Source organism: Achromobacter sp. T5-5 (genome assembly GCF_055397965.1).
The window spans coordinates 18417-36967 of the sequence record NZ_AP027919.1 but is presented as its reverse complement, the minus strand read 5'-3'; the positions used below and the strand labels follow the sequence as shown (position 1 = coordinate 36967).

Below are 18551 nucleotides of genomic sequence, written 5' to 3'. Positions count from 1 at the left end.
TTCATTTCTGTCCCACCAGGACGCGGTCCAGTCCATACACGCGATCCAGCAGCAGCATGGTCACGGCCGTCAGCGCGATGACCAGCGCGGACACGGCGGCCATCATCGGGTCGATGGATTCCGTGGCGTACATGTACATGCGCACCGGCAGGGTGATCGTGGACGGGGCGGTGATGAACACCGACATGGTCAGTTCGTCGAAGCTGTTGATGAAGGCCAGCAGCCAGCCGCCCGACACGCCGGGAATGATGAGCGGCAGGGTGACCAGGAAGAACACCTTGGCGCGGCTGGCGCCCAGCGACAGCGCCGCGTGCTCGATGGACCGGTCAAAGCCGACGAGCGCGCCAATCACCAGACGCATCACGTAAGGCGTGATGACGACCACGTGGCTGGCCACCAGCCAGGGGAAGCTGCCGGCCATGCCCATCAGCGCGAAGAAGCGCAGCAGCGCGACGCCCAGCACCAGATGCGGAATCATCAGGGGCGACAGGAACAGGCCGTTCAGCACATCGCGGCCGGGGAAGCGATAGCGCGTGATGGCGATGGCGGCGGGCACCGCCAGGCACACGGCGATGCTGGCCGACAGAAAGGCAAGCCACAGGCTGTTCTTGAACGCCTGCATGAAGTTGGGATGCTCGAACACCGCGTAGAACCAGCGCAGCGAGAAGCGTGTGGTGGGCATGGTGAGCGTCGATTCGGGCGTGAACGCCACCAGGCACACGATGACCAGCGGCGCCAGCACGAACGCCACCACCAGGAAGTTGAACGCCAGCGCGAAAGGACCGTTTTTCTGCATTTCGATTCCTTGCGCGGGTCAGCCGAGGCTGCGGCGGTAAGAACGTTCGACGACGCGGTTGTACGCCATCATGATGAGCACGTTCACGATCAGCAGCACGATCGCGATGGCGGCGCCCAGCGGCCAGTTGAGCTCGGTGAGGAACTCGTCGTACACGACCGTGGCCACCATCTTCAGGCGCCGCCCGCCCAGCAGCGCGGGGATGGCGAAGGAACTGGCCGACAGGCCGAACACGATGAGGCTGCCGGACAGGATGCCCGGCATGGCCTGCGGCAGGACGATGCGCGTCAGCGTCTGGAAGCGCGAGGCGTTCAGCGACAGCGCGGCATGTTCGACGGTGGGGTCCAGCTTCTGCAGCGAGGTCCACACCGGAATCACCATGAAGGGCAACATGACGTGGACGAGCCCGATGATGACGGCGGTGGGCGTATACAGCAGCGATCCCAGCCCCAGCGCCGCGGCCGCCTTGCCGATCGGCCCGGCCGGACCCAGCAGCATGCTCCACCCGAACGCGCGCACCACCAGCGAAATCAGCAGCGGCGACAGCACGACCAGGAGAAAAATCGAGCGCCAGGGCTTGCCCATGCGCGACAGGATGTAGGCTTCCGGCGCGCCGATCAGCACGCAGATCAGCGTGGTGACGCCGGCGATCCAGAAGGTGCGCCAGAAGATTTCGATGAAGTAGCTGTCGGTGACCACCGCCAGGTAATGCTCGAACGTGTGGCCGGGCAGGATGCCCGTGGCGTAATCGAACGGCCGGAACGACAGGACGAACGTGAGCGCCAGCGGGGTCAGCACCAGCGTGAGGAACACGATGGCCAGCGGGATCGACCCCAGGATGGCGAGCAGGCCGTCGTTGCGCGGCTTGGGCAGGCTGGCGGCGGCGCCGCGTTGCGTCAGGGTCGCCATGTCAGGCCGCCGCGGCCGCAGCGGGCGCGCGCAGGACGCGCAGCACGCCGTCCGCCCAGTCCAGCCCGATCTGCTCGCCGTCGTCGTGCGGGCGGCGGCCGTCGTTGGGCGTGAGGACGGTCAGCGCCCCCACGGGCGAATCCAGGTCGTACATCCACTGGCTGCCCAGGAAATAGCGCGTGTTGACGACACAGGCAAGCTTGCCCTGGCCGGCCGGCACGGGCACCAGCTTTTCTGGCCGCAGCGACAACTGCACGTCGTCGCCGTGGCGCAGGCCTTCGCCGTCGACCAGCAAGTGCAGCGCGCCGGCCTGGACTTCGGCCCGCTCGCCGCAGCGCGTGACGCGGCCCGCCAGCAGGTTGGTCTTGCCCACGAAGCGCGAGATGAACTCGGTCTGCGGATGCTCGTACATGCGATAGGGCGGGTCCACCTGCGTGGCTCGGCCGTCCTGCATGACGACGACGCGGTCACTGATGGACAGGGCCTCGGCCTGGTCGTGCGTGACCATGACCGTGGTGGTGCCGATCTTGCGCTGGATGCTGCGCAGCTCGAACTGCATCTCTTCGCGCAGCTTGGCGTCCAGGTTGGACAGCGGCTCGTCCAAGAGCAGCACGGGCGGGCGGATCACCAGGGCGCGGGCCAGCGCCACGCGCTGCCGCTGGCCGCCCGACAGCTCCCGCGGGAAGCGGTCGGCGTGCTTGTCCAGCTTGACCAGCGCTAGCGCCTCGCGCACGCGGTCCTGGCGTTCGGCCCGCTCGACTTTGCGCATCTTCAGGCCGAAGGCGACGTTGTCCGCCACGGTCAGGTGCGGAAACAGCGCATAGCTCTGGAACACGATGCCCAGGCCACGCGTGTTCGGCTTGGCGTGCGTGATGTCGCGTCCGTCCAGCGTGATGGACCCGCAGGTCACCTCGGCAAAGCCCGCGATCATCTGCAGCGTGGTGGTCTTGCCGCAGCCCGAGGGGCCGAGCAGGGAGACGAACTCGCCCTTTTCGACCGCCAGGCTCAGGTCCGAGACGACCCGAAGATTGCCGTAGTTCTTGGAGACGTTGTCCAGCCGCAGAAATGCCATTTTTCAAACCCCGTGGCCCCTTCGGGCCCTGCGCCGCCCGGCGGGCTTCGATGACCGCCCAGGCTGCTTATCTGATGACGCAGTCTAGGAGGCGCCAAAACCCAGGGCAATTAGGGTTTTCCGAAGAATCGAATTTTTTATCTGTTATTTCCGCTAGACTGAATTTATTGATAAAAATACGTCTGACTATTTTATTTGCCGGAATATCACAATGAAGAAATCAGAAGCGCCGGACGATTCCGCAGGCCAGGGGGTGTTGCAGCGGGCGTTCGCCGTGCTGCGCGTGCTGGCCGACGCCAAGGGAGAAAAACTGCGCCTGACCGACATCGCCGCCCGCACGGGACAGGCGCAGGCCACGGTGCACCGGGTGCTGCAGGGCCTGATGCAGGAAGGCGTGGTCGAGCAGCCGGCGCAAAGCAAGGGATACCAGTTGAGCGTCGCCTTTTTCTCGCTGGCCGCCGCCGCCGGCAATCACCAGTCCAGCCTGCGCAGCCTGTACCGGCCGGCCATGCTGCGCCTGTCGGGCATGCTCAACGACACCATCTTCCTGCTGGTCCGCAGCGGCTTTGACGCCGTCTGCGTCGATCGCGTGGACGGCGCATTCCCGGTGCGCTCGCACACGGGCGACATCGGCGGCCGCGTGCCGCTGGGCATGGGGCAGGGCGGCCTGGTGCTGCTGGCCAGCCTGCCCGAAGCCGAGCGCGAAGAGGTCATCCGCTTCAACATCCCGCGCCTGCACCATCTGGGCTTCGTGGACGAGATCTCGATGCGCGTGCGCATCAAGGAATGCCTGGAACGCCGCTATGCGCGCAGCCAGGGCCAGGGCGTGTTTCCCAACATCGCGGGGCTGGCGGTGCCGGTCTACGATCCCAACGGCGTCACGGTGGCGGCGCTGAGCGTGGCGGCGCCCATCGAACGCATCAGCGACGAGCGGCTGCCGCTGATCCTGGAAATGCTGCGGCGCGAGGCCGATGCGGTGGGCGCGCAGATCAATCCCTTCGACCCGGCCCTGCGCCGTCCCAGCCAGTTCCTGGGCACCGGCAACGGGGCATAGACCGGCGCGTCGCCCGTAGAAACGAAAAGGCCCGGGCAGCGGTTGCCCGGGCCTTCGTGCCTTCTTCCCTTCGTGCCTGCGCGCAGGCGCTCAGGTCGGATACGTGCCCGGCAGCAGGATGCTGCGGTCGCCGGGCTCGATCGAGCGACGGCCGCACAGCGCCATCGTCGTGTCCATTTCCTTGTACAGGATCTCCAGCACGCGGGTCACGCCGGCCTGGCCATAGGCGCCCAGCCCATACAGGAAGGCGCGGCCGATCATCGTTCCGCGCGCGCCCAGCGCCACCGCCTTCAGGATGTCCTGGCCGGAGCGGATGCCGCCGTCCATCCACACTTCGATCTTGGAGCCCACCGCATCCGCAATGCCGGGCAGGGCCGCGATCGAGGACATGGCGCCGTCGAGCTGGCGTCCGCCGTGGTTGCTGACGATGAGCGCGTCCGCGCCGCTGTTGGCCGCGAGCTGCGCGTCTTCGACGTCAAGAATGCCCTTGATGATGAGCTTGCCGCCCCAGCGCTGTTTGATCCACTCCACGTCATCCCAGCTCAGGCGGGGATCGAACTGTTCGGCGGTCCAGGACGACAGCGACGACAGGTCGCTCACGCCCTTGGCGTGGCCCACGATGTTGCCGAAGGTGCGGCGCTTGGTGCCCAGCATGCCCATGCACCAGCGCGGCTTGGTCGCCAGGTTGATCAGGTTGCGCAGCGTGGGCTTGGGCGGGGTGGACAGCCCGTTCTTGATGTCCTTGTGGCGCTGGCCGAGGATTTGCAAATCCAGCGTCAGGACCAGCGCCGAGCAGCCGGCCGCCTTGGCGCGGTCGATCAGGTTGGCCACGAATTCACGGTCGCGCATCACGTAGAGCTGGAACCAGAAGGGCTTCTTCGTGGCCTGGGCCACGTCTTCCAGCGAGCAGATGCTCATGGTGGACAGCGTGAACGGCACGCCGAAGTCGGCCGCGGCCTTGGCCGCGAGGATCTCGCCGTCGGCGTGCTGCATGCCGGTCAGGCCCGTGGGCGAAATCGCCAGCGGCATGACCACGTCCTGCCCCACCATGGTGGTGCGCAGCGACCGGCCTTCCATGTTCACCGCCACGCGCTGGCGCAGCTTGATCTTCTGGAAGTCGCTTTCGTTCGCGCGATAGGTGCCTTCGGTCCAGGCGCCGGAATCGGCGTAGTCATAGAACATGCGCGGCACGCGCTTCTGCGCAACAACGCGCAAATCTTCGATGCAGGTGATCGTAGAAAGGTTAGCGGTCATGGAGAGGTCTGTGGAGTGATAGGGGTGCGCCAGCTGCGACTCGTTTTTCTTGCTGCTGGCCGCCAGCCTTGGGCTGCCGGGCCGCCGCGCCAGGTTCATCCCCGCGCGGCGCCGCCCAGTATACGCGCCGAGGCCGGCAAGCGTCGCTTGCCGGCCCCGTTCGCCCCCCTGCGCAAAGGCTCTACGGCCCCTGCACGCCCAGCCCTAGCGCGGCCACACTTTGCTGACCGCGCGGATCGTTGCCCACGCCACCCAGCGCGGGCTGGTCAACCGCGCGCCCGGCAGTCGGCGCATCACATCCACCGCCAATCCACCGCGCTTGTGCCATTGCTTCTTGCGCGTCTGGCTGTCGGTCCAGCGGCCTTCCAGCCACGGGAATTCCCGGCGTCCGGGCTTGTACACCGGCGGCGTGTTGTAGATGAGGATGTACGCCAGCCGCGGCGACTGCGAGGTGTTGGGCCCGGTGAAGTGCAGCGTGCGCGCGTCGTGCACGGTGATGCCGCCCGGATCCAGGGGCTCGGCCACCGCCTGCTCGCGCGGAAAGTCGCCGCAGCATTCCAGCGGGTGCAGGCTCTTGTCGCCGCCCGGCGAGCGGTGCTCCAGCACGTCCCACTTGTTCGAGCCCGGCAGGAACTGCATGCAGCCGTTCTCCACCGTGGCGGGCTGCAGCGCCAGCCAGATGCTCAGCTCGTTGTAGACGAAATCCGGCGAGCGGAACGCCTCGTCCTGGTGCCAGGGCGTTTCGGGTCCGTGCGGGCCGGGCTTGAGCAGCGCGTGTTCGCCATACAGGGCGGCCTGCGGTCCAAGAAGCTGCCGCGCGAGCTCGAGCGTGCGTTCGTGGTAAACCGTCTTGAGCAGGCCCGGGGCATAATGGCGCGGATCATGCAGGCTCGGAAACTTGGCGGGCTTGGTGGGGTCGTCACGGCTGACGAAGTCATACTGCGCGCCCTCGTTGTAACCCGTCTTGTTCGCGAACAAGTCCAGCAGCGTCCGGCGGATGTAGCCGACCTCATCCTGCGGGCACACGTCCTTCAGGGCGAGGTAACCCTGCTCCCTGTAGAGCGCTGTCTCGGCTTCCGACAACAAACTGGTCTCTTCCATGATGGCTTCTCCAAGCTCTTGATAATGGGTATTTCTTGGCTGGCACGTTTTGACATGTGCTCTAACGTATCGCTTCGAAGCCCCACGGGCCTATAGACCATCCGCTGTAGCCGTTTCCGCCTACGCTTCCCGCGCATGGCGGCGCATCATCCGAAGGAAAAACCCATGCAAGACCCTAAGGCCGATACCCATATCGAAACCGTCCACGTCACCGTCAGCGGCACGGTGCAGGGCGTGGGATACCGTCATGCCACGGTGCGGCGCGCGCACATGCTGGGCGCGATGGGTTGGGTGCAAAACATGCTCGACGGCACAGTGCAGGCGCTGGTGCAGGGCACGCCCGACCAGGTCGATCACATGCTGGAATGGTTGCGGCGCGGACCGCCCGGCGCATCCGTTCAGGAGATCATCACGCGCCGGGAGTACACCGATAAGCGTTACATCCGCTTCGAGCAGCTTTGACGCCGTCGGCCCTAGGCGGCTTGACGTAATCCGGCAGGACGAGGACGCCGCCTACGATCGGTGGGCCGGACCTAGTTCGAGCGCACCCAGCGTCCGCCGACCTGGTTGATGACCAGCCCCGACAGGACGCACGCGGCGCCCAGCCATTGCAGGGGCTGCAGCCGTTCGCCGAACGCCATCGACGCGGCCCACAATCCCACCACCGGAACCAGCAGCGAGAACGGCGCGACCTTGGCCGCGGGGTGGCGCGAAAGCAGCCGCGTCCACAGGGTATAGGCAAGCAGCGTCGCCAGCACCGCCAGGTAGAGTACCGACAGCGCCTCGCCCCAGCCCATGCCGGTCACCATGCCCAGCACCGGCTCCCAGCCGTCGATCAGGATGGCCAGCGCCAGGAAGGGCAGCACCGGGGCGGCGCTGCTCCAGGCGATGAACGCGAACGGGTCGTAGCCGGGCGCCTTGCGGCTGGCCAGCCGCACGATCAGATTCGACACCGCCCACATGAGGGCGGCGCCCAGGGTCAGGACAAAGCCCAGCATCGCCATCTGCCCAGGCCCGTCGCCGCGCCCCCCGGCAATGACCGCCAGCCCCACCGCGGCCACGCCCAGGCCGAGCCAGTGGTGGCGGCGCGCACGCTCATGCAGGACAGGCGCCGCCAGCAACAGCGTGAAGAAGGCCTGCGTCTGGATGACCAGCGAAGCCATGCCCGCCGGCATGCCAAACTTGAGCGCGGTAAAGAGCAGGCCGAACTGCCCCAGTCCCTGGACCAGGCCGTAGGCCGCGACCCACTGCCACGGCAATCGCGGCATGCGCACGAAGAGAATGAGCGGGAAGGCCGCCAGCGCGAATCGCAGCGCGCCCAGCATCATGGGGGACAAGCCCCGCATGCCGACCTTCATGACGACGAAATTCAGGCCCCAGATGACCACCACTGCCAAGGCGCAGAAATAGTCTTTTCGGGAAAGTTGGGTGGTGGACATCGCGCGATTATCGCATCGCCCACCTCAAAACCGGCTGAAATCAGCGCGCGTCCAGCACCCCTGCAAACGCCGCGATCGCGGCGTCGATGTCCTGGTCGCCGATATGACGATGCGTCACGCAACGCAGCCGCGTGCGGCCCCACGGACGCGTCAGCACGCCCCGGGCCTGCAGGGCCGCGACCCACTGCGCATTGGTCATGCCGGTCTCGGCGGTTTCGACCTGCACGATGTTGGTTTGCGGCACCGTCGCCGACAACGCCGGCGCCAGACCGTTGACGCCGTCGCTCAGGCGCCGCGCCCGCACATGGTCTTCGGCCAGGCGCGCCGCCATATGCTGCACGCCTTCCAGGCCGGCGGCCGCCATGATGCCCGACTGCCGCTGCGTGCCGCCCAGCATGCGGCGCAGCGTGCGCGCCTTGGCCACCACCGGCTGGCTGCCCGCCAGCACCGCCCCCACCGGCGCGCTCAGGCCCTTGGACAGGCACAGCGCCACGGTGTCCGCATGGCGGGTGATGTCGGCGGCCGGCACGCCCAGCGCCACGGCTGCGTTGAACAGGCGCGCACCGTCCAGGTGCACCGGCACCCCGGCCGCCTGCGCCATGCCGTGCACGGCCTGCATGTGATCCAGCGGCAGCACCGTGCCGCCCGCGTTGTTGTGCGACGTTTCCATCGCAACCAGCGACGTCTTGAGCCGGTGCCCGCCGGTCAGCAACGCCTCTTCGAGACGATTCAGGTCCATCGCGCCGGCGCTGCCGGACACGCCCTGGTAGAACAGGCCCGTGAACGTGGCCGCCCCCCGTTCGGACGTGTACATGTGGGCAGTCGATTCCAGCACCACCTGCTCGCTGCGCTGCGTCTGCGCCAGCACGGCCAGCAGGTTGGCCATCGTGCAGCTCGGCACGAACAGGCCCGCCTCTTTGCCCAGGCTGGCCGCCACGCAGGCTTCCAGCTCGCGCACCGTGGGGTCGCCATCCAGCCCGTCGTCGCCGATTGGGGCCGTACGCATGCGCTCGTACATCGCCGCGGTGGGATGGGTGACCGTATCGCTGCGCAGGTCGACGACGGAGGGAGGGGGAGGGTCGGCGGGGTTCCGCTGGGTCATGGCTATCAATGCTGCAGAATTTTGGAAAGAAACTGGCGCGTGCGCGGGGCACGCTCCTCGACGTTGCCGAAGAACTGCTCCTTCTGGCAGTCCTCGACGATCTTGCCGCCGTCCATGAAGATCACACGGTCGGCGACGCGGCGCGCAAACCCCATCTCGTGGGTCACCACCATCATCGTCATGCCTTCGCCGGCCAGGTCCGTCATCACGTCCAGCACCTCGTTCACCATCTCGGGGTCCAGGGCCGACGTGGGCTCATCGAACAGCATCACCACCGGATCCATCGACAGCGCGCGGGCGATCGCCACGCGCTGCTGCTGGCCGCCGGACAGTTCACCGGGGTGCTTGTCCTTGTGCGCCGACAGGCCCACGCGCTCGAGCAGGGCGAGGGCGCGCTGGCGCGCTTCGTCCTTGCCACGCTTGAGCACCTTGACCTGGCCCAGGCACAGGTTCTCGGTCACCGACAGGTGCGGGAACAGCTCGAAGTGCTGGAACACCATGCCAGCCACCGCGCGCAGCTTGGGCAGGTCGGTGCGCGGATCGCCCACCGACACGCCGTTGACCACGATCTCGCCTTTCTGGAAGGGCTCCAGGGCATTCACCGTCTTGATCAGCGTCGACTTGCCGGACCCGGACGGACCGCACACCACCACGACCTCGCCGCGGCCCACCGTGGTGCTGCAATCGTCCAGCACCTGGAAATCGCCATACCACTTGCTGACCTGCCGGATCTCGATCATCGGGGGATTGGAAGAACGTTGCATCATTGAACCTGTGGATAACGTGTGAGTCGCCACGCGCGGATCAGCGCAGCACCCGCGTGCGCTTTTCGAGCTGCTTGACCAGACGCGATGCCGTGAAGCAAATCACGAAATACACCACCGCCACGAAGAGATAAAGTTCCACCAGCCGTCCGTCGCGCTGGCCGATCTTGGACGCCGCGCCCAGGAAGTCGGTCAGCGACAGCACGTAGACCAGCGAGGTGTCCTGGAACAGGATGATGACGCGCGTCAGCAGCGCCGGCACCATGTTGCGCAGCGCCTGCGGCAACACCACGTAGCGCATGCCCTGCCAATGATTCAGCCCCAGCGCCATGCTGGCCGAGACCTGGCCGCGCGCGATCGACTGGATGCCGGCGCGCATGATCTCGCAGAAGTACGCAGCCTCGAACAGCGTGAAGGTGATCACCGCCGAGTTGAAGGCGCCCACGCGCAAGGGCGTGGGCGACCCCACGATCCACGCGGCGATGTAGGGCATCAAAAAGTAGAACCAGAAGATCACCAGCAGCAGCGGGATCGACCGCATCACGTTCACGTAGATGCCCGCCGGCACCGACAGCCACTTGAACCGCGACAGCCGCATCATCGCCAGCAGCGTGCCCAGCGCCAGCCCCATCACCGCCGCCAGCACGGTCAGCGTCAACGTGAACGTCATGCCGGTCTGGAACAGATACGGCAGCGCGCCGCGGATGACGTCGAAATCGAATTGGCCCATGTCAGCGCCCCGATCCGGCAGGAACGCTACGCGACGCCGACCCGATCAGGCCCGGCACCGCGACGCGGCGTTCCAGCGTGCGCATGCCCAGCACGACGATGCCGTTGATGATGAGGTAGATCACCGTCGCGGCGGAGAAGGCCTCGAAGATGTGGAAGCTGAATTCCGCCATGGATCGCGCCTGTCCCGTCAACTCGAGCAGGCCAATGGTAAGCGCCACCGACGAGTACTTGATCGTGCCCATGAACTCCGACGTCAGCGGCGGCAGGACGATGCGGTAGGCCTCGGGCAGGATGACGTAGCGGTAGACCTGCGCCTCGGTCAGCCCGAGCGCGGTGCCGGCCTGGAACTGGCCGCGCGGCAGCGACTGGATGCCCGCGCGCAATTGCTCGGCCACGCGCGCCGATCCATAGAAACCCAGGCACAGCACGGCGGGCAGGAACTGCCCCCACGGCTGCGGCATCTGCTTCATCGCCAGGCCCCAGGCATGCGGCAGCAGCTCAGGCAGGACGAAGTACCAGAGAAACATCTGCACCAGCAGCGGGATATTGCGAAACAGCTCCACATAGCTCGTGCCGGCGATGTTCATGACGCGCGAACTCGCCGTGCGCATCACGCCCAGGCAAGACCCCAGCAACAGCGAGAAGACCCATGCCGTCAGTGCCAGCGCGAGCGTCCAGCCCACGCCGATCAGGATCGTTTCCAGGAAGGTATGCACGCCGTCCGGCGACATCTCCAGGAATACGCTCCAGCTCCAGTTGTAATTCATGCCCTCGCCCTTGATCGCGACGCCGGCCGGGGCCGGCGTCCTTGCCCGCGTTTCGCGCCGCAGGACGCGCTGCGTCCCGCGCTCGACTGCTTACTCGTAGGCCTTGGGATCGCCCGAGTCGGTCGGATTGGCCAGGGCGCGCTTCAGGGCGTCGCTCATGGGGTACTTCAGGTTGATCTGCTTGGGCGGGATCGGCGAGTTGAAGTACTTGTCGTACAGCGCGGCGACCTTGCCGGTCTTGATGAGGTCCAGCACCGCGTCATCGATGACCTTCTTGAACTTCGGGTCGTCCTTGGGCTGCATGATGCCGTAGGGCGCCATTTCCAGGCCCTTGGTGCCGATCACGAAGGCATCCGGGTTCTTGGACGAGGCCACGGCGCCGTAGGCGATGCCGTCGTCGTTGGCCGAGCCCGCGGCGCGGCCCGATTCCACCATCAGGATGGTCTCGGCGGTGTCCTTGGTGGGCGCCATGGAAATGCCCAGGTTGCCCTGCGCATTGAGCTGCGAGATCAGCTTGAACGTCTGGCCGCCCGCCTGCGCCGCGATGGTCTTGCCGCGGAACGAGGTCAGGTCGTTGGGGTTCACGCCGCCGTCCTTGCGCGCCACCAGCACCACCTGCGCCACGAAGGTCGTGGGCGCGAACGACACCAGCTTGTGGCGCGCTTCGTTGTTGGTGGTGTTGCCGCATTCCAGGTCGATGGTGCCGTTGGCCAGCAGCGGGATGCGCGTGGCCGACGTCGTCGGGTTGTAGCGGACCTCGAGCTTGGGCAGCTTCAGCGCTTGCTGCACATACTTGGCGACTTCCTGGCAGATCTCCACCGTGTAGCCGATCGGCTTCTGGTTGCCGTCCAGGTACGCAAACGGCACCGACGTCTCGGGGTGGCCAAGCGTGATGACGCCGGTTTCCCGGATCTTGTCCAGGCGGCTGGGGGCTTCGGCATGAGCCGTCGCGGCGCCGCCCAGGAGGGCGGTGGCGACGGAGATCGCGGCAAGTGCTTTCATCTGATTCCCTTGGCGCCGTGCATGCGGCGCATGATTATGTTCACGATCGGCGGATCCAGCCCGGCTGAATACCGCCGCGTCCCGCGATGAGCCCCGCGGCTGGCAAAAAGTATCAACTAGCAGTATGGTTTTATCCAGTTCCAATCAGGAATTCCTCTATACGGATTTGATATGGCTATTCCCCGGATGGGCTTGCGGCACATCGAGGCGTTCCGCGCCGTCATGATGACCGGCTCCATGACCGCAGCGGCCCGGCGAGTGCACACCTCGCAGCCGCACGTTAGCCGCTTAATTGCGCAATTGGAAGCCATCACCCAGTTTCCCTTGTTCGACCGCAATGGCAGCCGCCTGAGCCCCACGCAGGACGGATCGCGCTTCTTCCAGGAGGTGGAAAAGACCTTCATCGGGCTGGCCGGACTGGAATCGGCCGCCGCCAGCATCCGCTCGTTCAGCGCCAGCCGCCTGAGCGTGGCGGCCATGCCCCGGCTGGCCGGGGGCCTGCTGGCGCGCATCGTCGCGGCCTTCAAGACGGAGTACCCGGACGTCATGGTGGCAATCCACTCCGGCAACGCCAGCACGGTCCACCACTGGATCAGTTCGGGATTCTGCGACACCGGGCTGGCGATGCTCTCGGGGGAGACCCCCGGCATCCAGGTCGAACCCGTCCTTACGATGAGCTGCGTGGCGGTGCTGCCGCGCGGACACCGCCTGACCAAACTGAAAAAGCTCAAGCCCGCCGACTTCGCGGGCGAGCCCTTCGTGGACTTTACGAGCGGCACGCCGCTGCGCGAGCGCATCGACGCCGTCTTCAAATCCGCCAAGGTCGAGCGCCGCACCGTGGCCGAAGCCGGGCTGGGTTCGTCGGTCTGCGGGCTGGTGGGCGCGGGCCTGGGCGTGGCGCTGATCAATCCGCTGGCCGCGCGCGAGGAATACGAGGCCAACGGCGTCGAGGTCCGACCGTTCAGCCCGGCGGTGCCGGTCACGGTGGCGCTGCTGTATCCGCCGTACCACACGCGCACGCGCCTGGTCAGCGTCTTCTCGCGCTACGCGCACCAGCTCATGCTGGAAGAGATGGGGGATTTGAAGGCGCGCCCGCCGCGGTAGACCGCCGCGGCCCGCTTCGCAAAACAAAAGGCCAGCCCGATGGGCTGGCCTTTGCGGTGCGCACGGCAGGCGATCAGGCGTCGATATTGCCCGCCGACAGCGCGTGCGTTTCGATGAAGTTGCGGCGCGGTTCCACGTCGTCGCCCATCAGCGTCGTGAAGACCTCGTCGGCCGCGATGGCGTCCTCGATCTGCACGCGCAGCAGGCGGCGCACCTTCGGGTCCATCGTGGTTTCCCACAGCTGCTCGGGGTTCATTTCACCCAGACCCTTGTAGCGCTGCTTGGAGATGCTGCGGTCGGCTTCGCTGCGCAGCCATTGCATGGCCTCGCGGAAGTCGGACACCGGCTGCTCCTTGCGCTTGTCGCCTTCGCCGCGGGCGGCCATCGAGCGCGGTCCGACCTTGCCCAGGAAGCTCTTGGCGGCCTTGGACAGGATGGCGTAATCCGAGCCATTGACGAAGTCGGCGTCGATGATGCTGACGCGCACGTTGCCGTGATGCATGCGCTGCACGGACAGGCGATGGCGCTCGGTGGCCTCGTCGAACTGCGGCACGACTTCGACGCCGTTGCCGTTGATGGGATCGCGCATGGCGTCGGCCAACCGCTTGGCGGAGTCCGCGGTGGACTCGGCCGTTTCCAGGTTGATCTCCACGCCTTCGGCCATGGCCGACAGCGCGCCCACGTCGAACACGCGCGCCAGGCGGGCGATGACCCCGTCGGCCGCCACGTACTGGCGGGCCAGTTCGCTCAGCTCTTCGCCGCGGATGATGTTGCCGCCCGAAATGATCTCGGCGTCCTTCAGGGCGAGCGTCAGCATGAACTGCGCTTCTTCCTGGTCATCCTTCAGGTAGCGCTCTTCGCGGCCGACCTTGACCTTGTAGAGCGGCGGCTGGGCGATGTACACGTAGCCGCGCTGCACCAGCTCGGGCATCTGGCGGTACAGCAGCGTCAGCAGCAGGGTGCGGATGTGCGCGCCGTCGACGTCCGCGTCAGTCATGATGATGAGGCGGTGGTAGCGCAGCTTTTCCACGTTGAAATCCGGGCCGATGCTGGTGCCCAGCGCCGTGATCAGCGTGGCGATCTGCTCGCTGGCGATCAGGCGGTCAAAGCGCGCCTTCTCGACGTTCAGCACCTTGCCGCGCAGCGGCAGAATGGCCTGGAACTTGCGGTCGCGGCCCTGCTTGGCCGAGCCGCCTGCCGAGTCGCCCTCGACGATGTACAGCTCGCACAGCGCCGGATCCTTTTCCTGGCAGTCGGCCAGCTTGCCGGGCAGGCCGGCGCCTTCCAGCACGCTCTTGCGGCGCGTCATTTCGCGCGCCTTGCGCGCGGCTTCGCGGGCACGGGCGGCTTCGACGATCTTGTTGCACAGGGCCTTGGCGTCGTTGGGATGTTCGAGCAGCCAGGTTTCCAGCGTGCGGGCCACGGCTTCTTCGACGGCCGGACGCACTTCGCTGGACACCAGCTTGTCCTTGGTCTGGCTGCTGAACTTGGGCTCGGGCACCTTCACCGACAGCACGCAGGCCAGGCCTTCGCGCATGTCGTCGCCAGACGTCTCGACCTTGGCCTTCTTGGCCAGTTCGTTGTCCGTGATGTACTTGTTGATGATGCGCGTCATCGCGGCGCGCAGGCCGGTCAGGTGCGAGCCGCCGTCGCGCTGCGGGATGTTGTTGGTGAAGCACAGCACGCTTTCGCTGTAGCTGTCGTTCCACTGCATCGCCACTTCCACGCCCACCGACACGCCGCCGGCCGAGGACTCGGTGGACACCGAGAACACGTTCGGGTGCAGCACGGTCTTGGCGCGGTTGATGTATTCGACAAAGCCCTTCACGCCGCCCGAGAAGGCAAAGTTCTCTTCCTTGCCCTGGCGCTGGTCGATCAGGCGGATCTTGACGCCGTTGTTCAGGAACGAGAGCTCGCGCAGGCGCTTGGAGAGGATCTCGTAGTGGTATTCGATGTTGTTGAAGATGATCGGGTCGGCCAGGAAGCGCACTTCGGTGCCGCGCTTGTCGGTCGTGCCGGTCACGGCCAGGGGCGCGACGCGCTCGCCCTGGCGGAATTCCATCTGGTGCACCTGGCCGTTGCGGCGGATGGTCAGCCGCAGCCATTCAGACAGCGCGTTCACGCAGGACACGCCCACGCCGTGCAGGCCGCCGGACACCTTGTACGAGTTCTGGTCGAACTTGCCGCCCGCATGCAGTTCGGTCATGACGATTTCCGCCGCGCTGCGGTGGAATTCGTCGTCCTTGTGGATATCGGTGGGGATGCCGCGGCCGTTGTCCGTGACCGAAATGGAATTGTCGGTGTGGATGGTGACGACGATGTCGTCGCAGTAGCCGGCCAGGGCTTCGTCGATGGCGTTATCGACAACTTCGAACACCATGTGGTGCAAACCCGTGCCGTCGGACGTGTCGCCGATGTACATGCCGGGGCGCTTGCGCACGGCCTCCAGCCCCTTGAGCATCTTGATCGAGTCAGCGCCGTAGCCGCTGGTCTCGGGAGTGGTGTTCTGCTGATCTGACATGTCTGTATCGATAACGCTTTAAAGAACGGCCTTGCGGCCGGACCGCCCGCGAACCGTCCGGTCCGCAAGCGGCACAAACCCACGAGTGGGGAGCGGATCAGATCCGCATGGGCATGACGACGTACTTGAACTGGTCGTCTTCGGGCAGCGTGATGAGCGCCGACGCATTGGCGTCGGGCATCACCGACCACTGGATGTTGTCGACCTTCACGTTGGACAGCACGTCCAGCAGATAGCCGACGTTGAAACCGACGTCCAGCGCTTCATGGCTGTAGTCGATGTCGATTTCTTCCTGCGCCTCTTCCTGCTCGGCGTTGGAAGACGAGATCTTCATCTGGTTCTGCGCCAGTTGCAGGCGCACGCCCTTGAACTTGTCCGTGGTCAGGATGGCGGCGCGCTGCAGGCTGCCCTGGAGCGCTTCGCGGCCGACCAGGAAGTGGCGCGTGTAGTTCGTGGGAATCACGCGCGTGAAATCGGGGAACTTGCCTTCGACCAGCTTGGACACCAGCTCGACGTCGCCGAAACGGAAACGGATCTGGCCCGGCGCCACGTCGATGGAGACGGTCTCGTCGGAGTCTTCCAGCAGGCGCTGCATTTCCAGCACGGTCTTGCGCGGCACGATGACTTCGTGGCGCTCGGCGATGCCGTCGGCTTCGGTGGAGCAGTGCGCCAGACGGTGGCCGTCGGTGGCAACGGCGCGCACGCGGCCCGGTTCGAACACCAGCAGCATGCCGTTCAGGTAGTAGCGGATGTCCTGCTGGGCCATGGCGAAGTGCACCATGTTGAAGAGGTGGCGCAGGGTGCGCTGCGGCATGGTCAGCGAGACGTCCCACTGCTCAGGCTGAGCGACGGTGGGGAACTCGCTGGCGGCCAGCGTCTGCAGCGCAAAGCGGCTCTTGGCGGATTGCACCGACAGCTTGTTGCTTGCCAGGGCCAGGCGCACGTCGCCCGTGTCCGGCAGGGCCTTCAGGATGTCCAGCAGCTTGCGCGCGGCCACCGTGGTGGACTCGTTGTCCTGGCCGACGCCAAAGTCGGCGTGCGTGGTGATCTGCACTTCCAGGTCGGTCGCAATGAAGGCAACCTTGTTGCCTTCCTTGCGCATCAGGATGTTCGCAAGAATGGGCAGGGTATGGCGTCTTTCGACGATGCCCGCCACAGTCGACAGCGGTTTCAGCAATGCATCGCGTGTGGTTTGTACGAGTTGCATGTTCATCCTTTTAGAGTTTGTTCCAACACGTGCAGGGTATGGTTGAGCTCCGCTTGCTTGGCGCGGGCATCGGAAATCTTGCGAACGGCGTGCAGCACCGTGGTGTGATCACGGCCGCCGAATAAATCGCCGATTTCCGGCAGGCTTTTCTGGGTCAGCTCCTTGGCCAGGTACATCGCGACCTGGCGCGGCAAGGCGATATTGGCCGGCCGGCGTTTCGAATACATGTCCGCGACCTTGATCTTGTAGAAGTCCGCGACCGTCTTCTGGATGTTTTCGACGGTGATCTGACCGTTGGACACCGACAGCAGGTCCTTCAGCGCTTCCTTGCAGACGTCGACCGTCAGCACGTCGCGGCCATGGAAGCGCGCGTAGGCCAGGACCTTGCGCAGCGCGCCTTCCAGTTCGCGCACATTGCTGCGCAGGTGCTTGGCGATGAAGAACGCCACTTCCTCGGGCATGGGCACGCCTTCGGATTCCGCCTTGCGCAGCAGGATCGCCACGCGCATCTCCAGCTCCGGCGGCTCGATGGCCACCGTCAGGCCGGAGTCGAAACGCGAGATCAGGCGGCTGTCGATGCCCGACAGTTCCTTCGGATACGTATCGCTGGTGATGATGATCTGCTTGCGCTGCGCGACCATCGCCTCGAACGCATAGAAGAACTCTTCCTGCGTGCGGTTCTTGCCGGAGAAGAACTGGATGTCGTCGATCAGCAGCAGGTCCAGCGAATGGTAGTAGCGCTTGAAATCGTCGAATGCCTTGCGCTGGTACGCCTTGACCACGTCGGACACGTATTGGTCGGCATGCACGTAACGCACGCGCACCCCGGTGCCCGCCGCGACCATGGCGTTGCCGATGGCGTGGATCAGGTGGGTCTTGCCCAGGCCCACGCCCCCGTACAGGAACAACGGGTTGTACGAGGTGCCCGGGTTCTCGGCCACCTGCAGCGCCGCGGCGCGCGCGAGCTGGTTGGCCTTGCCGGTCACGAAGTTCTCGAACGTGAGGTCGGTGTTCAGGCGCGAACGCTCGTACACGATGTTGGCGGCATCCGCATTCACGGCCTGCGCCGCGACGGTCGTCGCCGGCGGGGGCGGAGCGGTCGTCACCGTGACGTTCACCGGCGGCGCTGCGCCCGAGGGCGGTGCGGCGGACAGGTGCGTGGGCTGGGGCTGCTGCGATCGCACGGGCGCGACCGGCATGCGGGGCGCGGCGCCGTGGGAGGGCAGCTCGAACAGCACCTGAACCGGACGCTTGAACCACTCCGCGGCCAACGCTTCGATCTGGTGGGAAAAGTTCTTGCGCACCCAGTCCAGCTTGAAGCGGTTGGGCGCGGCAACGCGCAGCACCGCCTGCGTTTCGTCGTACGCAAGCGGGACCAGCGGTCGTATCCACGCGCTGATTTGTTGGGGGGGGAGTTCCTGCTCAAGACGACTGACGCAGGTCTGCCAGAATTCTTTCATGTCGCTCTTATTCAAACCTCGATTCTACCTTGCCTGGGCTGGGGTTATCCACAGGGAGGGCCATGAGCGTCTACAAGGCCCGGGCTTAACTGTTTGACAAGACAGGGAAAACTTGCTGAAATGGTGGGCTTTTCCGAATTCTGTCTGTCAGAAGGTTTCGCAGAAAGCTGACCCGGACACGCTCTCTACAAGAGCAATCTGTCCGGTTTTTAGCTTTGCTGAATAGGTCGCCCGGTGAGAAATCTCCGGTACAGAGCCCCGTCTACG

Annotated in this window: 17 protein-coding genes; 3 read left to right on the top strand and 14 right to left on the bottom strand. The window is 65.7% G+C overall.

Annotation, left to right across the window (positions count from 1 at the left end; translation table 11 throughout):
* Nucleotide 1 precedes the first annotated feature (1 nt).
* The 3 genes from ACZ50Q_RS00175 to ACZ50Q_RS00165 are packed head-to-tail and all read right to left on the bottom strand — an operon-like array spanning nucleotide 2 to nucleotide 2777.
* A complete protein-coding gene (locus tag ACZ50Q_RS00175) occupies nucleotides 2-796 on the bottom strand; it encodes an ABC transporter permease (protein ID WP_464080159.1) in 795 nt (264 codons plus the stop codon).
* Nucleotides 797-814: 18 nt separating this feature from the next.
* Nucleotides 815-1705, bottom strand: a complete 891-nt coding sequence (locus tag ACZ50Q_RS00170; protein ID WP_464080158.1) for an ABC transporter permease — start codon at nucleotides 1703-1705, stop codon at nucleotides 815-817.
* A gap of 1 nt (nucleotide 1706) precedes the next feature.
* Nucleotides 1707-2777 (bottom strand): ABC transporter ATP-binding protein, encoded by a 1071-nt coding sequence (locus tag ACZ50Q_RS00165; protein ID WP_092577188.1) that lies wholly within the window; start codon nucleotides 2775-2777, stop codon nucleotides 1707-1709.
* A 211-nt stretch (nucleotides 2778-2988) separates the two neighbouring features.
* Between ACZ50Q_RS00165 and ACZ50Q_RS00160 the strand changes: the two genes are divergently transcribed.
* Complete coding sequence (locus ACZ50Q_RS00160) at nucleotides 2989-3831, top strand: IclR family transcriptional regulator (RefSeq protein ID WP_092577190.1); 843 nt, start codon at nucleotides 2989-2991, stop codon at nucleotides 3829-3831.
* 90 nt (nucleotides 3832-3921) lie between these two features.
* Here ACZ50Q_RS00160 and ACZ50Q_RS00155 read toward each other — a convergent pair whose 3' ends face one another.
* Both ACZ50Q_RS00155 and ACZ50Q_RS00150 read right to left on the bottom strand, forming a co-directional pair.
* The gene (locus tag ACZ50Q_RS00155; RefSeq protein ID WP_076521877.1) at nucleotides 3922-5085 is read right to left on the bottom strand and encodes an alpha-hydroxy acid oxidase; all 1164 of its coding nucleotides are present in this window, start codon (nucleotides 5083-5085) and stop codon (nucleotides 3922-3924) included.
* 204 nt (nucleotides 5086-5289) lie between these two features.
* Nucleotides 5290-6186 (bottom strand): phytanoyl-CoA dioxygenase family protein, encoded by an 897-nt coding sequence (locus tag ACZ50Q_RS00150; RefSeq protein ID WP_076518224.1) that lies wholly within the window; start codon nucleotides 6184-6186, stop codon nucleotides 5290-5292.
* A gap of 165 nt (nucleotides 6187-6351) precedes the next feature.
* On the opposite strand from ACZ50Q_RS00150, the gene ACZ50Q_RS00145 reads away from it, so the two are divergent.
* Nucleotides 6352-6648, top strand: coding sequence for an acylphosphatase (locus tag ACZ50Q_RS00145; RefSeq protein ID WP_464080157.1), 297 nt, complete (start codon nucleotides 6352-6354; stop codon nucleotides 6646-6648).
* A gap of 71 nt (nucleotides 6649-6719) precedes the next feature.
* Here ACZ50Q_RS00145 and ACZ50Q_RS00140 read toward each other — a convergent pair whose 3' ends face one another.
* The 6 genes from ACZ50Q_RS00140 to ACZ50Q_RS00115 all read right to left on the bottom strand — a co-directional run bounded on the left by ACZ50Q_RS00140 (nucleotide 6720) and on the right by ACZ50Q_RS00115 (nucleotide 11992).
* Nucleotides 6720-7625 carry an EamA family transporter gene (locus ACZ50Q_RS00140; RefSeq protein ID WP_464080156.1) on the bottom strand — a complete coding sequence of 302 codons (906 nt, stop codon included), beginning with the start codon at nucleotides 7623-7625 and terminating at the stop codon, nucleotides 6720-6722.
* Between the two features lie 40 nt (nucleotides 7626-7665).
* Nucleotides 7666-8727: a threonine aldolase family protein gene (locus ACZ50Q_RS00135; RefSeq protein WP_092577193.1), complete on the bottom strand. Its 1062-nt coding sequence runs from the start codon at nucleotides 8725-8727 to the stop codon at nucleotides 7666-7668.
* A gap of 5 nt (nucleotides 8728-8732) precedes the next feature.
* Nucleotides 8733-9467, bottom strand: coding sequence for an amino acid ABC transporter ATP-binding protein (locus ACZ50Q_RS00130; protein ID WP_076518234.1), 735 nt, complete (start codon nucleotides 9465-9467; stop codon nucleotides 8733-8735).
* Nucleotides 9468-9531: 64 nt separating this feature from the next.
* A complete protein-coding gene (locus ACZ50Q_RS00125) occupies nucleotides 9532-10221 on the bottom strand; it encodes an amino acid ABC transporter permease (protein WP_464080155.1) in 690 nt (229 codons plus the stop codon).
* Between the two features lies 1 nt (nucleotide 10222).
* A complete protein-coding gene (locus tag ACZ50Q_RS00120; RefSeq protein WP_464080154.1) occupies nucleotides 10223-10990 on the bottom strand; it encodes an amino acid ABC transporter permease in 768 nt (255 codons plus the stop codon).
* Nucleotides 10991-11080: 90 nt separating this feature from the next.
* Nucleotides 11081-11992, bottom strand: a complete 912-nt coding sequence (locus ACZ50Q_RS00115) for an amino acid ABC transporter substrate-binding protein (RefSeq protein ID WP_076518243.1) — start codon at nucleotides 11990-11992, stop codon at nucleotides 11081-11083.
* A 171-nt stretch (nucleotides 11993-12163) separates the two neighbouring features.
* Between ACZ50Q_RS00115 and ACZ50Q_RS00110 the strand changes: the two genes are divergently transcribed.
* Nucleotides 12164-13096 (top strand): LysR substrate-binding domain-containing protein, encoded by a 933-nt coding sequence (locus ACZ50Q_RS00110; RefSeq protein WP_464080153.1) that lies wholly within the window; start codon nucleotides 12164-12166, stop codon nucleotides 13094-13096.
* 73 nt (nucleotides 13097-13169) lie between these two features.
* Here ACZ50Q_RS00110 and gyrB read toward each other — a convergent pair whose 3' ends face one another.
* The 3 genes from gyrB to dnaA form a co-directional block, all read right to left on the bottom strand.
* Nucleotides 13170-15617 carry a DNA topoisomerase (ATP-hydrolyzing) subunit B gene (gyrB, locus tag ACZ50Q_RS00105; RefSeq protein ID WP_092577198.1) on the bottom strand — a complete coding sequence of 816 codons (2448 nt, stop codon included), beginning with the start codon at nucleotides 15615-15617 and terminating at the stop codon, nucleotides 13170-13172.
* A gap of 97 nt (nucleotides 15618-15714) precedes the next feature.
* A complete protein-coding gene (gene dnaN / locus ACZ50Q_RS00100) occupies nucleotides 15715-16824 on the bottom strand; it encodes a DNA polymerase III subunit beta (protein WP_056327779.1) in 1110 nt (369 codons plus the stop codon).
* Between the two features lie 2 nt (nucleotides 16825-16826).
* Complete coding sequence (gene dnaA / locus ACZ50Q_RS00095; protein ID WP_076518251.1) at nucleotides 16827-18284, bottom strand: chromosomal replication initiator protein DnaA; 1458 nt, start codon at nucleotides 18282-18284, stop codon at nucleotides 16827-16829.
* Nucleotides 18285-18551 lie beyond the last annotated feature (267 nt).

What these genes read in the sequence shown, in the direction of transcription:
- ACZ50Q_RS00175 (WP_464080159.1), bottom strand. Translation starts at nt 796, where the DNA reads ATGCAGAAAAACGGTCCTTTCGCGCTGGCGTTCAACTTCCTGGTGGTG.
- ACZ50Q_RS00170 (WP_464080158.1), bottom strand. Translation starts at nt 1,705, where the DNA reads ATGGCGACCCTGACGCAACGCGGCGCCGCCGCCAGCCTGCCCAAGCCG.
- ACZ50Q_RS00165 (WP_092577188.1), bottom strand. Translation starts at nt 2,777, where the DNA reads ATGGCATTTCTGCGGCTGGACAACGTCTCCAAGAACTACGGCAATCTT.
- ACZ50Q_RS00160 (WP_092577190.1), top strand. Translation starts at nt 2,989, where the DNA reads ATGAAGAAATCAGAAGCGCCGGACGATTCCGCAGGCCAGGGGGTGTTG.
- ACZ50Q_RS00155 (WP_076521877.1), bottom strand. Translation starts at nt 5,085, where the DNA reads ATGACCGCTAACCTTTCTACGATCACCTGCATCGAAGATTTGCGCGTT.
- ACZ50Q_RS00150 (WP_076518224.1), bottom strand. Translation starts at nt 6,186, where the DNA reads ATGGAAGAGACCAGTTTGTTGTCGGAAGCCGAGACAGCGCTCTACAGG.
- ACZ50Q_RS00145 (WP_464080157.1), top strand. Translation starts at nt 6,352, where the DNA reads ATGCAAGACCCTAAGGCCGATACCCATATCGAAACCGTCCACGTCACC.
- ACZ50Q_RS00140 (WP_464080156.1), bottom strand. Translation starts at nt 7,625, where the DNA reads ATGTCCACCACCCAACTTTCCCGAAAAGACTATTTCTGCGCCTTGGCA.
- ACZ50Q_RS00135 (WP_092577193.1), bottom strand. Translation starts at nt 8,727, where the DNA reads ATGACCCAGCGGAACCCCGCCGACCCTCCCCCTCCCTCCGTCGTCGAC.
- ACZ50Q_RS00130 (WP_076518234.1), bottom strand. Translation starts at nt 9,467, where the DNA reads ATGATCGAGATCCGGCAGGTCAGCAAGTGGTATGGCGATTTCCAGGTG.
- ACZ50Q_RS00125 (WP_464080155.1), bottom strand. Translation starts at nt 10,221, where the DNA reads ATGGGCCAATTCGATTTCGACGTCATCCGCGGCGCGCTGCCGTATCTG.
- ACZ50Q_RS00120 (WP_464080154.1), bottom strand. Translation starts at nt 10,990, where the DNA reads ATGAATTACAACTGGAGCTGGAGCGTATTCCTGGAGATGTCGCCGGAC.
- ACZ50Q_RS00115 (WP_076518243.1), bottom strand. Translation starts at nt 11,992, where the DNA reads ATGAAAGCACTTGCCGCGATCTCCGTCGCCACCGCCCTCCTGGGCGGC.
- ACZ50Q_RS00110 (WP_464080153.1), top strand. Translation starts at nt 12,164, where the DNA reads ATGGCTATTCCCCGGATGGGCTTGCGGCACATCGAGGCGTTCCGCGCC.
- gyrB (WP_092577198.1), bottom strand. Translation starts at nt 15,617, where the DNA reads ATGTCAGATCAGCAGAACACCACTCCCGAGACCAGCGGCTACGGCGCT.
- dnaN (WP_056327779.1), bottom strand. Translation starts at nt 16,824, where the DNA reads ATGCAACTCGTACAAACCACACGCGATGCATTGCTGAAACCGCTGTCG.
- dnaA (WP_076518251.1), bottom strand. Translation starts at nt 18,284, where the DNA reads ATGAAAGAATTCTGGCAGACCTGCGTCAGTCGTCTTGAGCAGGAACTC.